The organism is Methanocaldococcus villosus KIN24-T80, from assembly GCF_000371805.1.
Classification (GTDB): domain Archaea; phylum AGJL01; class Methanococci; order Methanococcales; family Methanocaldococcaceae; genus Methanocaldococcus; species Methanocaldococcus villosus.
Map to the genome: position 1 here is coordinate 26,747 of NZ_AQUK01000001.1, position 14,165 is coordinate 40,911.

The 14,165-nt window shown below is 28.2% G+C and carries 15 protein-coding genes; 5 read left to right on the top strand and 10 right to left on the bottom strand.

Annotated features, from left to right (window positions below; all coding sequences use genetic code 11):
- The first annotated feature begins 9 nt into the window (after window positions 1-9).
- Window positions 10-891, top strand: a complete 882-nt coding sequence (locus tag METVI_RS0100145; protein ID WP_004589923.1) for an alpha hydrolase — start codon at window positions 10-12, stop codon at window positions 889-891.
- A 51-nt stretch (window positions 892-942) separates the two neighbouring features.
- Here the strand turns inward: METVI_RS0100145 and rpsJ are convergent, their stop codons facing one another.
- Window positions 943-1,254, bottom strand: a complete 312-nt coding sequence (gene rpsJ, locus METVI_RS0100150) for a 30S ribosomal protein S10 (protein ID WP_004589922.1) — start codon at window positions 1,252-1,254, stop codon at window positions 943-945.
- A 61-nt stretch (window positions 1,255-1,315) separates the two neighbouring features.
- A complete protein-coding gene (gene tuf, locus METVI_RS0100155) occupies window positions 1,316-2,602 on the bottom strand; it encodes a translation elongation factor EF-1 subunit alpha (protein ID WP_004589921.1) in 1,287 nt (428 codons plus the stop codon).
- Window positions 2,603-2,716: 114 nt separating this feature from the next.
- On the opposite strand from tuf, the gene METVI_RS0100160 reads away from it, so the two are divergent.
- Window positions 2,717-3,304, top strand: a complete 588-nt coding sequence (locus METVI_RS0100160) for a DUF1847 domain-containing protein (protein ID WP_004589920.1) — start codon at window positions 2,717-2,719, stop codon at window positions 3,302-3,304.
- Here the strand turns inward: METVI_RS0100160 and METVI_RS0100165 are convergent.
- Window positions 3,272-4,150, bottom strand: a complete 879-nt coding sequence (locus tag METVI_RS0100165; protein WP_004589919.1) for an MraY family glycosyltransferase — start codon at window positions 4,148-4,150, stop codon at window positions 3,272-3,274. The genes METVI_RS0100160 and METVI_RS0100165 overlap by 33 nt on opposite strands.
- A complete protein-coding gene (locus tag METVI_RS0100170) occupies window positions 4,150-4,908 on the bottom strand; it encodes a BtpA/SgcQ family protein (RefSeq protein ID WP_004589918.1) in 759 nt (252 codons plus the stop codon). Before METVI_RS0100170 ends, METVI_RS0100165 begins: the two co-directional genes overlap by 1 nt.
- Window positions 4,909-4,971: 63 nt before the next feature.
- Here METVI_RS0100170 and METVI_RS0100175 point away from each other — a divergent pair, with 63 nt between their 5' ends.
- The 3 genes from METVI_RS0100175 to METVI_RS0100185 are packed head-to-tail and all read left to right on the top strand — an operon-like array spanning window position 4,972 to window position 7,613.
- Window positions 4,972-5,346, top strand: a complete 375-nt coding sequence (locus tag METVI_RS0100175; protein ID WP_004589917.1) for a CopG family ribbon-helix-helix protein — start codon at window positions 4,972-4,974, stop codon at window positions 5,344-5,346.
- 18 nt (window positions 5,347-5,364) lie between these two features.
- On the top strand, window positions 5,365-5,979 hold the full coding sequence (locus METVI_RS0100180; RefSeq protein WP_004589916.1) for a fumarylacetoacetate hydrolase family protein: 615 nt from the start codon (window positions 5,365-5,367) through the stop codon (window positions 5,977-5,979).
- Between the two features lie 17 nt (window positions 5,980-5,996).
- On the top strand, window positions 5,997-7,613 hold the full coding sequence (locus METVI_RS0100185) for a DUF128 domain-containing protein (RefSeq protein ID WP_004589915.1): 1,617 nt from the start codon (window positions 5,997-5,999) through the stop codon (window positions 7,611-7,613).
- On the opposite strand, the gene METVI_RS0100190 is transcribed toward METVI_RS0100185, so the two are convergent.
- From METVI_RS0100190 to nadA, 6 genes are read right to left on the bottom strand one after another with little or no spacing between them, the layout of a single operon-like run.
- Window positions 7,594-9,534, bottom strand: a complete 1,941-nt coding sequence (locus METVI_RS0100190; protein WP_004589914.1) for an ATP-dependent DNA helicase — start codon at window positions 9,532-9,534, stop codon at window positions 7,594-7,596. The genes METVI_RS0100185 and METVI_RS0100190 overlap by 20 nt on opposite strands.
- Before the next feature lie 38 nt (window positions 9,535-9,572).
- The gene (hisF, locus tag METVI_RS0100195) at window positions 9,573-10,367 is read right to left on the bottom strand and encodes an imidazole glycerol phosphate synthase subunit HisF (RefSeq protein WP_017980917.1); all 795 of its coding nucleotides are present in this window, start codon (window positions 10,365-10,367) and stop codon (window positions 9,573-9,575) included.
- 4 nt (window positions 10,368-10,371) lie between these two features.
- Window positions 10,372-11,187, bottom strand: a complete 816-nt coding sequence (locus METVI_RS0100200; RefSeq protein WP_004589913.1) for a MinD/ParA family ATP-binding protein — start codon at window positions 11,185-11,187, stop codon at window positions 10,372-10,374.
- A 4-nt stretch (window positions 11,188-11,191) separates the two neighbouring features.
- Window positions 11,192-12,880 carry a hypothetical protein gene (locus tag METVI_RS0100205; protein WP_004589912.1) on the bottom strand — a complete coding sequence of 563 codons (1,689 nt, stop codon included), beginning with the start codon at window positions 12,878-12,880 and terminating at the stop codon, window positions 11,192-11,194.
- Entirely contained in the window at window positions 12,877-13,242 is a 366-nt protein-coding gene (locus tag METVI_RS0100210) for a dihydroneopterin aldolase family protein (protein ID WP_004589911.1), read from the bottom strand. Before METVI_RS0100210 ends, METVI_RS0100205 begins: the two co-directional genes overlap by 4 nt.
- A complete protein-coding gene (nadA, locus tag METVI_RS0100215) occupies window positions 13,242-14,159 on the bottom strand; it encodes a quinolinate synthase NadA (RefSeq protein ID WP_004589910.1) in 918 nt (305 codons plus the stop codon). The genes METVI_RS0100210 and nadA overlap by 1 nt, the downstream gene beginning before the upstream one ends.
- Between the last annotated feature and the right edge of the window lie 6 nt (window positions 14,160-14,165).

Genomic DNA, 14,165 nt, shown 5'->3' on the forward strand with positions numbered 1-14,165 from the left:
GTGATGTTTATGGGTTGTAAGTTATGTGGTAAGGAAGAGTTTTATAAAGGACTTTGCAAAGAACATTATATTAACTATTTTGAAAATCTTGTTAAAAAATCTATAAAAAAATATAGTATGTTAAAGGATAGTGAGAAAATTCTTGTTTCTGTTTCTGGAGGAAAAGACAGTCATGCTGTAGCATGGGTATTAAAAAAGTTAGGTTATGACATTGAACTTTTCCATATTAATCTAGGGATTAAAAATTTTTCTGAAATTTCTCTTAAAGAGGTTAAAAAGCTCTCAAATATTTTAGATTTACCATTACATGTTGTTAATTTAAAAGATATAACTGGAAAAACTATAGAAAATGTCAAAAAGAAACACTGTTCTATATGTGGAATAACAAAGAGATATTTAATGAATAGATTTGGATATGAAAATGGATTTGATGTAATAGTTACAGGACATAATTTAGATGATGAAGTTTCTTTTATGATAAACAATATATTAAATTGGGATATTGTCCATTTATCAAAACATGATCCTGTACTTCCAGCACATGATAAGTTCTTAAAGAAAGTAAAAATATTCTATGAAATTGAGGAAGAATTAATTTTAAAATATGCTTTGGCAGAAAATATACCATTTACTACTGCTGAGTGCAAATATAGAAAAGATGCTATAACTTTAAGACATAGGATGTACTTTAATGAATTAAAAAAATATAGAGAAAATATAAAATTACAGTTTTTACATGGTTATTTAAAACATAAAGATATTTTTAAGGTTGATGATAATTTTAAATTTAGAGAGTGTGAAATATGTGGAATGACTTCTGCTGGTAAGATATGTTCATTCTGTAGGGTTTGGAAGATAAAAAAGAATTTTAAGTTGCAATCCCAAATTTGAGGGATTGCAACTGAATTTTGGCTTATGAAGTTTTAACTATACAAAATAGCTTCATTTATTAACAAACTGTATTTCAATTTGCACATTATCAGGAATCTTTATTTTTACTATATGCCTTAAAGCTCTTTCATCTGCATCAATTTCTATTAATCTTTTATGTATTTTCATTGTAAATCTATCAAATGTTGATGAACCTTCCCCATCTGGAGATCTCCTAACTGTTACTTTTAACTTTTTTGTTGGTAATGGAATAGGTCCTGAAATATCCACTCCTGTTTTTTCTGCTATTTCTCTTATCTGCCTACAAACATCATCTAAAATTTTATGATCTGTACTAGTCAATTTTATTCTTGCAACTTGCAATATCATCACCTTAAAATATTTAAGAATTTAAAAAGTTTTGTTTAAAAAATTAAAAAAGAGTTTATTTGTTTTTAGGTTTGACATCTATAGCCATTCCAGCAGCTATTGTCATACCCATATCTCTAATAGCAAACCTTCCTAACTGTGGAATTTCTCTAACATTCTCAATAACCATTGGTTTTGTTGGTTTTACTCTGACTATAGCAGCATCTCCAGTTTTTAAGAACTGTGGATTTTCTTCAATAACTTGCCCTGTTCTTGGATCTAATTTTTTCAATAATTCAATGAATGTACATGCTACTTGAGCTGTGTGAGCATGGAAGACTGGTGTGTATCCTACTGTTATTGCTGTTGGGTGTTGTAAGACAACAATTTGAGCTGTGAATTCTTCAGCAACTGTTGGTGGATTATCTGGGTGTCCACAAACGTCTCCTCTCTTGATATCTTTCTTACTAACCCCTCTTACGTTAAATCCAATATTATCTCCTGGTTCAGCTACTTGGATAGGTTCGTGGTGCATTTCAATAGATTTAACCTCTCCACTAACACCTGCTGGTTCAAATACTACTTTATCTCCAACTTTCAAGACTCCTGTTTCTACTCTCCCAACAGGAACAGTACCTACCCCTGTAATTGAATAAACATCTTGTATTGGGATTCTTAATGGTAAGTTTACAGGTTTTTCTGGTGGTTGGAACTTATCAATAGCTTCAACTAATGTTGGACCTTTGTACCATGGCATGTTTTCTGATCTTTTAACAACATTATCTCCTTTTAATGAAGCTGTTGGTATGAAGTCAATTTTACTTGGGTCATAACCTAATATCTTTAATAACTGTTCAGATAACATTTTTTTCATTTTTTCATATTCTTCTTGGCTGTAGTTGACTGTGTCCATTTTGTTTATACAAACAGCTATTTGTTTAATACCTAATGTTCTTGCTAAGAACATGTGTTCTCTTGTTTGTGGTTGAATTCCTGTTTTAGCGTCATTAACATCAACAACTAATATAGCTGCATCTGCTTGTGAAGCTCCAGTAATCATATTTTTAATGAAATCTCTGTGTCCAGGACAGTCCACAATAGTAACTTCATATTTGTTAGTTTCAAATTTCTTGTGAGCTACGTCTATTGTAACCCCTCTTTCTCTTTCTTCTTTTAATTTATCCATAACATAAGCAAACTCGAATCCTGCTTTTCCTCTCTCTTGAGCTTCTCTTTTTAATTTTTCTAATTCTTGTGGGTCAATAGCTCCACTGTCATAAAGTAATCTACCAACAGTTGTAGATTTTCCAGCATCGACGTGTCCTATGAATGCTACATTTAAAACGGGTTTTTGCTTAGCCATATTTATCACCTAAGTTCCAAATATTTCTTATTAAGGTAATAAGATTACATATTTTGATAATAGATGTTTTATCAAATATTTATTAATTCCCTATATAAACTTTTTGGTGAAACCATGAGATGTGCAAGATGTAATAAAAAGGAATGTAAAAATGGAAAAAATTGTAAGGAAGAGATACTAGATAATATTTTGGAAGAATACAAAAAAGAAGAAAACCTAAAAATAGCAAAAGTTTCTTCCTTCATTGAAGGAAATTTCTATATGAAAAAAACTAGATTAGAGGAAATTATTGAATTTTGCAAAATGATGAATTATAAAAAGATAGGTATAGCCTTTTGCATAGGATTGGAGAGAGAAGCAAAGATTTTAGATGAAATACTGTCAAAACATTTTGAGGTTTATTCAGTATGCTGTAAAGTCTGTGGTATTGATAAAGATAAATTTGAATTAACACATATAAATAAGGAACAAAAAGAAACTATGTGTAATCCTATTGCACAAGCTCTAATTTTGAATGAAAAAAAGACTGATTTAAATATTATTGTTGGTCTTTGTATTGGGCATGATATTTTATTTCAAAAATACTCAAAAGCTCCAACAACAACATTTGTGGTTAAAGATAGAATATTAGCCCATAATCCTTTAGGAGCTATTTATAGTAAATATTATTTAAATAAATTTGGAGTTTATGACAAAGATTAAAGCAATAATACAGAAGATAATTTCTATAATGTAGAGAACAACAACTAATTGCCACTCTTTCATAGGTTTAAATTTTAGAATTAATCTTGGTAAAGATAAATAGCCAGATATATAATATAATTTATTATCCTCTCCTAAAACTGTTGGTTTATGTTCATCTCTACTCATAACTCCTGCAGTTATAAATTTTAAAGAAGCATCAACAATGTAAGGAGTCATGATTATTAAAAATGGGATATATTGATGATAAATCACAGCTAAAGTGGACAAAAAAGCACCTATTGGTAATGTTCCCACATCTCCTGGAAATACTTTAGCAGGATATTTATTATATATAAATAATCCAAAATAAGATGCAGAGAATATTAAAAGGGCATGGTAAGCATCATAATATCCATATATGTAACAAAATATAGCTAAAAAAAATGATGATATTATTCCTAAACCTATCTCTAAACCATTAAATCCTGCAAGCATATTTGTTAAATTAGAAAATACTGTAATAGATACAGCTAATAATAACACTTCCCATAAAGAGATAAACCCATTTATATATAAAAAATATCCAAAAATTAGGCTAAATATGAATAGAAAGATTAGTTTTTCTTTAGGTTTTAGCTTAGAGATATCATCAATTATTCCTAACAAACCTGAAAAGACTATTGGAATAATATAAAAAACTTTTATAAATGGTATAAATAGTATATTAGATAAAAGAGGAGCAATTCCCCCCATTTCAGGAATTTTTTTCTTATCTTTTTTATGTAAATCATGCCCAAACATGTTTATTCTTTTAATTAAAAAATATGTTAAACCTAATGAAAATAAAAAGGCAAATATTTCCATTATCTCCCTCTAAGTGATTTAAATAATTCAGCTATTCTTTTGGCCCTATTTATATCAATCTCATTATTTACATTTCCATTCCTTTTTATATAGCTACCTATAATAAAACCATCAGCTAAGTTTATAAACTTCTTTATATTTTCTTCATTCACACCTGAACCAATAATAGTGGGAATATTATATTTCTTAGCTAACTTTACATCTTCTATATTAACTTCTTCCCCTGTTCTTCTTCCAGAAATGATAATAGCATCAGCTAAAGCTCTCTCATATGTGTCTAATAATGATGTTTCAAAATCTATAAACTGATAACTATGTTTTACATGAACATCAGCATAAATTTTAATCTTTGATGGGACAAGTTTCTTTAGTCTAAAAAGTTCATGAGCATTCCCCTCAATAATTCCCTGATCAGTTATAGCTACACCATTTAAAACATTTACTCTTATAAAATCAGCTTTTATGGCATAAGCTATGGAATAACTAGCTATAGAGTCATTTCTTAATACATTTATTCCTATTTTCATACCCACTTCTTCTTTAATAGCTTTAGCTATAACAGTAAATGATGCTAAAGTAATTTTATCTATCTCTTTTTTAAAAGGTTTGTCATTAAAATTCTCTATTAGAACAGCATCAAAATTAGCTTCTTCCAATTTTTTAGCCTCTTTTATAGCAAAATCTATAACATCATCTAAATTATCTTCATAAAGGTAGCTTCCAGGTAGTGGCTTTAGATGAACCATTCCAATTAGCAAATTATCACCCAATTTATATATAGTATTAATAAATATTATTTTAATTAGCAATAGGGTGAAACTATGGGAAGAATATCTATAACCATTGAAAAAAATTTGTTAAAAGAGATAGATAAGATAAACGGTGAGAATAGGTCAAAAGTTATAAGGGAGGCTGTGGAGTATTATATAAAAAAATATGATTGGTTAAGGAGAATAGAATCAAAGTTAGGAGAAGTTAGTTTAATTTATAATCCTAAAGGGAAAAAAGATATAATAGAGTTAGAAAGTAAATATAAAGATATTATTATAGTCTCACTAGAAACCAGATTTAATAATAAAATTTTAAGAATTACTGCTATAAAAGGAGATAGAGAAAAAATCATTGAGTTTGTAAATAAATTAAAAGGATTAAAAAATGTTGAAATGGTTAAATTAACTACTATAAGTATAAAATAATTTTTAAGGTGAGAAATCTTGGATATAAGAAAGATTAATCCTACAAAAATTGTTTGTGTAGGTCTCAATTACATAGATCATGCAAAAGAGCTAAATCTTCCTATTCCTGATGAACCTATCATTTTTTTAAAGCCTCCATCATCTATAATTTATGATGGAGATTATATTATAAAACCAAAGATATGTAAAAGATTAGATCATGAAGTAGAATTAGCATTTATTATAAAGAAAAAATGTAAAGATGTAAAAAAAGATCATGAAGATTATATTTTAGGATACACTATTTTAAATGATGTAACTGCAAGAGATCTGCAAAAAAAAGATGGACAATGGACAAGAGCTAAGAGTTTTGATACTTTTTGTCCAATAGGGCCAAGAATTGTTAAAGATATAGACCCAATGAATTTAAAAATAGAGTGTAGAGTTAATAATGAGGTAAGGCAAAAGTCAAACACTAAAAATATGATATTTGATATCTACTACCTATTAGAGTTTGTATCATCAATAATGACATTATATCCTGGAGATATAATTTCCACTGGCACTCCTCCAGGAGTTTCAGAGATTAAAAGAGGGGATGTTGTAGAGTGTGAAATAGAGAATATAGGGATTTTAAAAAATTATGTTAAATGATATTTAAGGTGTTATAAATGGATTTAGATAGAAAATTAATTGAAATATTGGATATACTATCAAAATATAAAGAACCTGTTGGGGCTACAATAATAGCTAAAGAATTATCAAAAAGAGGCTATAAAATAGGTGAAAGGGCTGTTAGATACCATTTAAAGATTTTGGATAGTTTAGGTTTAACAAAAAAGGTAGGATATGTTGGAAGGATAATAACTGAAAAGGGTTTGGAGGAGTTGAGAAAGGCTGATGTTTTTTATAGATTGGGAAGTATATATTCAAATATTTTAGAGAAAATGCTCTCTTTTAATTATTATGATAGATATGCTATTGTTAATAGGGCATATATTTATGCTGATTTTAATGTTGTTATTAAGGAAATAAAAAAGATATATAACAGCGGTTTTGCTGTTGGGGATAGAGTAGGTATTGTTGATAAAGGAAAATATGTAGAATTATATACCCTATGCTCATTGAATTTTGATAATATTCTAATAAAAAATGGGATTCTTCCAACACATGTGTGTGGAGGGATTGTGAAATATGAAGATGGAGAGCCTGTGAAATTTGAAGAGATTATTTATTATAAAGCTACATCTATTGACCCTCTAAAAGTTTTTATAAAAGAGAAAAAAACTGATGTAGTTGGAATTTTAGAAGAGGGGAATGGATATTTACCAGTCAACTTTAGGTATATACCAAAAAGTTCTATGGAAAAGTTTGAAAGGATATTAAAAAATGATGAATTAAAGTGTGTTATAAGTTATGGAGAAGAGAATGTTCTTGGTTTAAAAGTGGATGATGATTCTATAGGCATAGCTTTAATTGGGGGGCTGTCACCAATAGCAGTATTTACTGAGAAAGGTTATTATGCTGATATACAACCAATGGAATTATTAGTAAAAATAGATTCATTACACAAATTAGAAAAAAATGAAAGAAAAATTGTAAAAAAGAAATCCAATTATAAAATAAAAACTATATTTTATAAAATGGTTAATGCTATGAGTATGGTAGATTATGATATAGATAAACATGATGGTAAAGTTATTGTCAATATTTGTTACATTGATAAAAAATATGCTGATGATGCATTAGACCTATTAAAAGAAGCTTATAAAAATAATTTAGGTATTGGAGATAAGTTTGGATTTATAGAAGAAAAGGATAAAATAAAAATTCAAACACTCTGCTCTATAACCATAGATGGGATATTATTAAAACATTCTCTACCCACTATTCCCAAATATGGAGGAGTTTTAGAAATTAAAAATGAAAAAAAGAGATTCATTGATATTATAGCTTATAATGGCTCTTCTCTAGACCCCCATATAGTATTTTTTGATGCTGTTGATTGTGAATCAACTATTTTAGCAGGTTTTAGAGAATTTCATAGAATTATTAAAGATGATATAGAGGAAGTTTTGGATAGGCTGAATTGGAACTGTGTTATAGGGATAGGGGAGCCAAATAATGAAATTTTTGGAATTAATGTTGAAAAAGACATGTGTGGAATTGTATATAATGGTGGTTTAAATCCTATAGTATTATTAAAGGAAAATGAAATTCCTGTTGAAATTAAACAAATGCATGAAGTTGTTGATTACTCAAAACTTATTAGCTATAAGGAGATCTAAATTTATTTATAAATTTTGGAATCTCTTTTAATGCCTCGTCTAATCCCATTACAGAATAATCCTCTTTTAAATATCCTTTTTCCTTCATAACTTTACCTACCCATCTGTAAAATCTCTGATCTTGAATTACAACTACACCATAATCATTTTCAGTTCTTATTAATCTCCCTATCATTTGAATTAATGTTTTTGCCATTTTATCAAAAGATGTCATTAAAAAAGATTGCCATTTACTAAAACCTCTTTCCATTAGATAACTCTGTTCTCTCATTAGTAGAGGTGTAGGTACTGGAAAAGGTAAAGCATCAATAATTACCCCAATTAAAGCTTCACCAGGTATATCTACTCCTTCAGAAAATCTTCCTGTTGCTAACATTATCCCTCCGATTTCAATAAACCTTTCTTTTAACTCTTTTGCATCTTTTCCATCCATTCCTTGCTCATAAACATGTATATTTTTATTTTTAATATTTATTTTTCTAATATTTTCTTTTAAATAATTATGAAAATTGTAAAGATCTTCAAAGCTTTTAAAAAGTATTAGTGTGTTTCCATTTATAGCTTCTAATAGTTTTAGTAATATATAATTAGCTTTATCTCTATCTTTAATCTCATATTTCATATTCACTCCATCTTTTAAAGCTATAATCATTCTTCTATCTCTAGGAAATGGATTTTCCAATATTAGATAATCATACTCACTTAATCCTGTTTTATAGGCATGTAGTTTAATATTTCCAATTGTAGCTGAGCAGTGGATAACAGTGGCATCTGCATATAAAGATTTTAAAACATGGTTAATAAAAACTGGTTCACAAATGAGCTGTTCTTTATTTTTATATACAACATAGTTTTCATCTATAAACCTAAGATTATTTATATTTTCTATAAACTCTGCTATATATAAATCCAAATTCTTATTTTCAACAAAATCCATTTCAATATTTATTAGAGATGGGCTATAAAAATCAAAATATAAATCTTTCTTATCTATCTCTTTATTATCATCAAAAGAGTTTACAATTTCCCTTATTCCCAATATTTGTTTGTAACCATCCAAAATAGCTCCTAATATTGATAGATTTAAATTATAATAATTACTTGTCAAAACACCATTATAAATAATATCGCTCCTACATATATCTAACATAACATTTTTACTTTCTAAATAATTTTCAATAATCTCCCAAAACCTATCACTTTCAGGATTTAATCTCTTTTTTAATAAAGATGGTGCATAATACATAGCCATGTATTTTAATCTGTTTATGATATTATCAAAATTTATTTCTATTGTAGCAGATCTTCTTATACTATCTTCCAGTTTATGAGCCTCATCACATATTATAATATCAAATCCTCTCTTTTTTTCCAGTTCTTCTTTTGAATGATAAAATATACTATTGTTCATAACAACTATGTCAGCAAGAACACTCTCTATTTTATTTTTTTGATATTCACATGTGCAAAATGGACAATAATAAAGAATTTTTTCTCCAAATTTAATCATTATCTTACTAGCTCCACAATAACATATAGGTTTTCTATTTGGTTTATATATGCACTTCCTATTTAACTGACAATATAGCCTATTAGCTTTACCCTTCTTTGATTTACAGTAGTAGTTGTGTTTTCCCATAAAAAAAGAAACTTTTATGGAATGTTTTAAAGTTTTTAAATCCTCATATATTCTTAATTGCTGATCAATAGTTTCTGTTAATATAGCTATCCTTTTTCCCCTTTCAGCAAAATATAGTGAAGGGATCAAATAAGCTAAAGTTTTTCCAACACCTGTTGGAGCTTCTATAATAAGGTGTTTTCTATTAATAATTGAATTATATATTTTAAACATCATTTTCTTTTGTGGATTTCTAATATTTTTATATGGAAATTTTTCTTTTATATACTCTATAAAATCCATGCTCTTGACCTCAAAAATAAAAATTTAAAAAAGTGGAATTATAACCTTACAGGTATTCCTTTTTTTTGACAAAATTCTTTAATATCTCTTATCTTATATAGCCCATAGTGTAATATTCCAGCCATAAGTGCAGCATCTGCTTTAGCTTTAAATGCCTCATATACATGCTCGGGTTTGCCACATCCTCCAGAGGCTATAATAGGAATATTGACACTCTCTGAAACAGCTTTTATTAGTGTTAAATCATAACCCTCTCTAGTACCATCTTTATCAATACTAGTTAATAATATCTCCCCAGCACCTAAACTTTCAGCTTTTTTAGCCCATTCAATTGCATCTATTCCAGTAGCCTTCCTACCACCATAAATATAAACTTCAAACCAAAATTTTTTCCCTTCCTCTTCAAAATAGTATTTTCCACCTTCACTATAATTCCTTTTGGCATCAATAGCCAATACAACACACTGTGAGCCAAAGATTTCAGCAGCATCTTTTATAAGATTAGGATTTTTAACAGCAGCAGTATTAACAGATACTTTATCAGCCCCTGCTTTTAGTAGTTTCCTAAAATCTTCCACACTTTTTATCCCACCACCTACAGTTAAAGGTATGAAAACTTGATCAGCAGTTCTTTCAACAACATCTATTAAAATATCTCTCCTTTCTGCTGAAGCTGTTATATCTAAGAACACTAATTCATCAGCCCCCTCATCATCATAATATCTTGCCAATTCTACAGGATCCCCTGCATCTTTTAAATTTAAAAATTTTACTCCTTTAACTACTCTACCATCTTTTATATCTAAGCAAGGAATAATTCTTTTAGCAAGCATATTTTCACTCTAATTTAAATTTCTCATTTAGATTAAAACTAAATTCTTCTTCTTTTTCTTCTTCATCCTCATGAAGCCCATATATAGTTTTTGCTAATTTTAATGCTCTCAATGAAGCTAAATCTTTCTCTAAGTATATTTTAGCTATATCTTTTGATAATAATTGTAACTCTTTTGAAAACTTTGTTTTTAATTTAGCTATGGGCAAACTTTCTACCCACTGCCTTTCAACCTTTTGATCATAGGGTAGAACCCCAATAACATCATCAATAATATCTTCTAAATCAACAATACCCCTATATTTATTCACTATAATCCCAATAGTGGGGATATTTAAATCCTTAACTAACTCCATAGTTTTTAGAGAATTTACTATAGATGGAAGGCTATCTTCTCCAACAATTATAACTTTATTTATTAATTCACTTTCCCCAACATAAGTTAATAATGGGTTATCTTCAGTAATGTTTGGAGGGAAATCATACACTATAATATCATACTCATCTTCAATAGTGTCTAATAAATGATCAAGCCTACTGACATCTATCTTATATGCAAAAACCTTCGATGACATATCAGAAGGAATTACTGAAAGATCATCATAAGTGTATATAATATCCTCTAATACTGACTCTCCTGCCAAATATGAAGCTAAGTTATGCTCTTTGTCCTCTAAATTAAAAATTATTGATGAGGTTCCTCCATAAATGTCACAGTCAATAAATATAGTTTTTGTTGATTGACTAACAATATATGCAAAATTGGCAGCAACTGTAGTTTTACCTGTTCCTCCTTGTATATTATAGAAACCAACTTTCATAAACTCACCTTAAGATGATAACTTTAGGGCATTCTATTATATAGCTTCCATTATTTTTTATTAAATGTTTGAAATTTCCAAGTATTTGTTTATTTGTATATAAAGTAATTTTTACATTTTTGGGATTTTTTACAATAATTATGCTTTTATTTATTAGGTGGATATTGTTTTCATAATAATCTTTTAACCAATTTACCATTTGATTAAAGTTCATTATACATGTTCCCTCATTTTTTAACTTAAATAATAAATTTGTATTGAAATGCCTAATATCTGCTATATAAACTCCAAATTCTTCATCTTCTGGAGGGATGTAGGTTATATTTAAAATATTTACCCCATAAACCTCTGATAGTGGTGTAGGTACTTTCAATATGGGGATGCCATTATAGATTTCAAAACCTCTTTTTCCAGGGATTATAAGATATTTCACTTTTCCATTAATATCTAACTTCCAATCTCCATCTTTTCCTAAAACTGCATTAACTAAATCCTCATTAGAACTTTCTAAAAATAGTCCATTACATCCACTTGCCAATGCATAACCATAATTCTTTACAAACCAATGATTGAAATACTTATATCTATCATTCATTTTATTATTTTCTTTTTCAGGAACAGGTTCTCCTTTATAATACCATTTAGAAACTTCATTAGCTTTCCCATTCCAATAAGGTTCTCCTTTATATAAATAATAATATCTGTTTTCACTAATTTCTCCCAACTGCCAATATCCACTCTCATAATTTATTAATGTTGGATAATATCCACCAACAGTAGGATCATTTTCAAAAGTTTCTGGTGACTTATCAACATATATCAATGGGTAGTAGCTTAAAGCAACAATATCTAGATCATAATTTAATTTTTCTGGGTTTATATATGTGTGTGTATAGTTTTTATAACTTTTAAACCAATATTGGTTAATAAGCTTTAAATCCTCTTTATTTAAATTAGATTTTTCTATCAGTTTTATTGCCTCATCTCCAGATACAATATAGCTAACATTTATCCCAAAAGCAGAAAGTAGTTTTATGGCCTTTATTTTTTTATTAATAACCTCATCATCTAAATAATTTACCTTTATCTTCCTTTTTGCTACTTTTATACAATATTTCCCATTCTCATCAGGAATAACTTTACTAACTCCAACACCTGCTACTAAAATATTATCATATCCTGCAGGAGCTTTATTGATGTATGCAAAAGTCCCATTATTTTTAGCTATATATCTACCTAAAATATCCAATGTCTTTTTATCATTTAGATCTGTAGGATATAAAAAAAGAAGTTTATTTTTCTTTATTTCATAAACTCCATCAGAGATTTTTGTATAATTTATTGATTTTGATGAAATATTAGCTGGAGGGATATAGATTAAAGCTCCATCATCATCATAATAAACATATTTTTTAGGATATACAATACAATTACTATTTGTAATTAAAGTATAGTTGTCATAATCAGGTATTTTGTCAGGGGATATTGTAATATTTAAAGCTTTAATTATATCCTTTTTAGTTCTTTCATCTAAAATTAATAAGGTTAATCTATTATCATTTAAATACTTCTCTAATTCATTAACATTAATATTAGAGAGATTAACTACCTCTATTGGTACTGTGCTAACATATTTATAATTAATAGCATAAACACAACTTATAATTAGAGCTATTATTAAAAGTTTTTTCATTCTTCCACCTTTTTAACATACATTAGTGGATAACTTAACTCTTTTACATATTCTAATTTTAAATATGCTTTTACATTACTTACTTTTATTATTAAATCCACATCTAACATATCTTCGCTTAAAGCTTTGTATCTTTCAGACACATTTTTTATCTTGACCTTTATATCATACACAAATGGCTGATTTTTTATAGACTCTTCTATTGCTCTTTCTAACAAATCTTTATTTTTTTTACTAACTGGTGTGCCTATAAACTGATGAAATATAGCTCCTAATTTAATACCTCCCTCAAATATGGCCCTTTCCCTTTGAGATAAGTTTTTAAAATACTTATTAAATAACTCCTCTTCTTCAACCCTCATTATTTCACTTTTAGCATATTTTCAATAGCTTTTCTAGCTCTTCTAATAATCTCTTCATCTAACTTAACCTCATATTTTTCTTCTAATAAACATCTTTCTATTTTTTCTAAACTTATCTGTTTCATTTCTTTACACACTGCCTTCTCACTTAAAGGAATCAGTTTTTTCTTTTCACCTAACTTCTCTAACTCTATCTCAATTCTTCCAATTAGATCTTTCTCAGTACCAATAATAAACTCCTCCTCATCAGAATTTAAAACATATTTAACCATCCCACTTGTGCTTGCTATTACATCAGCTACATCTTGTATTTCAGGATTGCACTCTGGATGCACTAAAAGAACGGCATTAGGATATTTTTCTTTAGCTTTTTTAACATCTTCAATTGTAAAACTTTGATGAACATAACATCCTCCATTTTCAGGGATAGGTATGATTTTTTTATCACTTCTTTTCTGAACATAATAAGCTAAATTTTTATCTGGACCAAATAGAACTGTTTCAGCAGATAAGCTATTAACCACTTTATCAGCATTTGCTGATGTACATGTTATATCTGCCATTGCCTTAGCTTCAGCAGTTGTGTTCACATATATAACTAATGGTGCATCATATTTCTCTTTATATTTTAAAATAATATCTTTTGTTAGTTGATGAGCCATTGGACATTGTGTTCCTTTTATTTCAGGCATTAAAACCTTTTTTTCTGGATTTAATATTTTTGCTGATTCTGCCATAAAATCTACTCCACAGAAAACAATTATATCTGCACTAGTTTCCTTAGCTTTTATACACAGCTCTAAAGAATCACCCATAAAATCTGCTACTTTCAAAATCTCCTTTGGTTGATAATTATGTGCTAAAATAATAGCATTCTTTTCCTCCTTTAATTTTAATATTCTATCTTTAATATCCATTGTTTC

Bases quoted from the DNA above. Each gene is read 5' to 3' on its own strand.
- METVI_RS0100165 (WP_004589919.1), bottom strand. From the start codon at position 4,150: ATGGAAATATTTGCCTTTTTATTTTCATTAGGTTTAACATATTTTTTA.
- METVI_RS0100185 (WP_004589915.1), top strand. From the start codon at position 5,997: ATGGATTTAGATAGAAAATTAATTGAAATATTGGATATACTATCAAAA.
- hisF (WP_017980917.1), bottom strand. From the start codon at position 10,367: ATGCTTGCTAAAAGAATTATTCCTTGCTTAGATATAAAAGATGGTAGA.
- METVI_RS0100190 (WP_004589914.1), bottom strand. From the start codon at position 9,534: ATGGATTTTATAGAGTATATAAAAGAAAAATTTCCATATAAAAATATT.
- tuf (WP_004589921.1), bottom strand. From the start codon at position 2,602: ATGGCTAAGCAAAAACCCGTTTTAAATGTAGCATTCATAGGACACGTC.
- METVI_RS0100145 (WP_004589923.1), top strand. From the start codon at position 10: ATGGGTTGTAAGTTATGTGGTAAGGAAGAGTTTTATAAAGGACTTTGC.
- METVI_RS0100175 (WP_004589917.1), top strand. From the start codon at position 4,972: ATGGGAAGAATATCTATAACCATTGAAAAAAATTTGTTAAAAGAGATA.
- METVI_RS0100210 (WP_004589911.1), bottom strand. From the start codon at position 13,242: ATGAGGGTTGAAGAAGAGGAGTTATTTAATAAGTATTTTAAAAACTTA.
- METVI_RS0100200 (WP_004589913.1), bottom strand. From the start codon at position 11,187: ATGAAAGTTGGTTTCTATAATATACAAGGAGGAACAGGTAAAACTACA.
- nadA (WP_004589910.1), bottom strand. From the start codon at position 14,159: ATGGATATTAAAGATAGAATATTAAAATTAAAGGAGGAAAAGAATGCT.
- METVI_RS0100160 (WP_004589920.1), top strand. From the start codon at position 2,717: ATGAGATGTGCAAGATGTAATAAAAAGGAATGTAAAAATGGAAAAAAT.
- METVI_RS0100205 (WP_004589912.1), bottom strand. From the start codon at position 12,880: ATGAAAAAACTTTTAATAATAGCTCTAATTATAAGTTGTGTTTATGCT.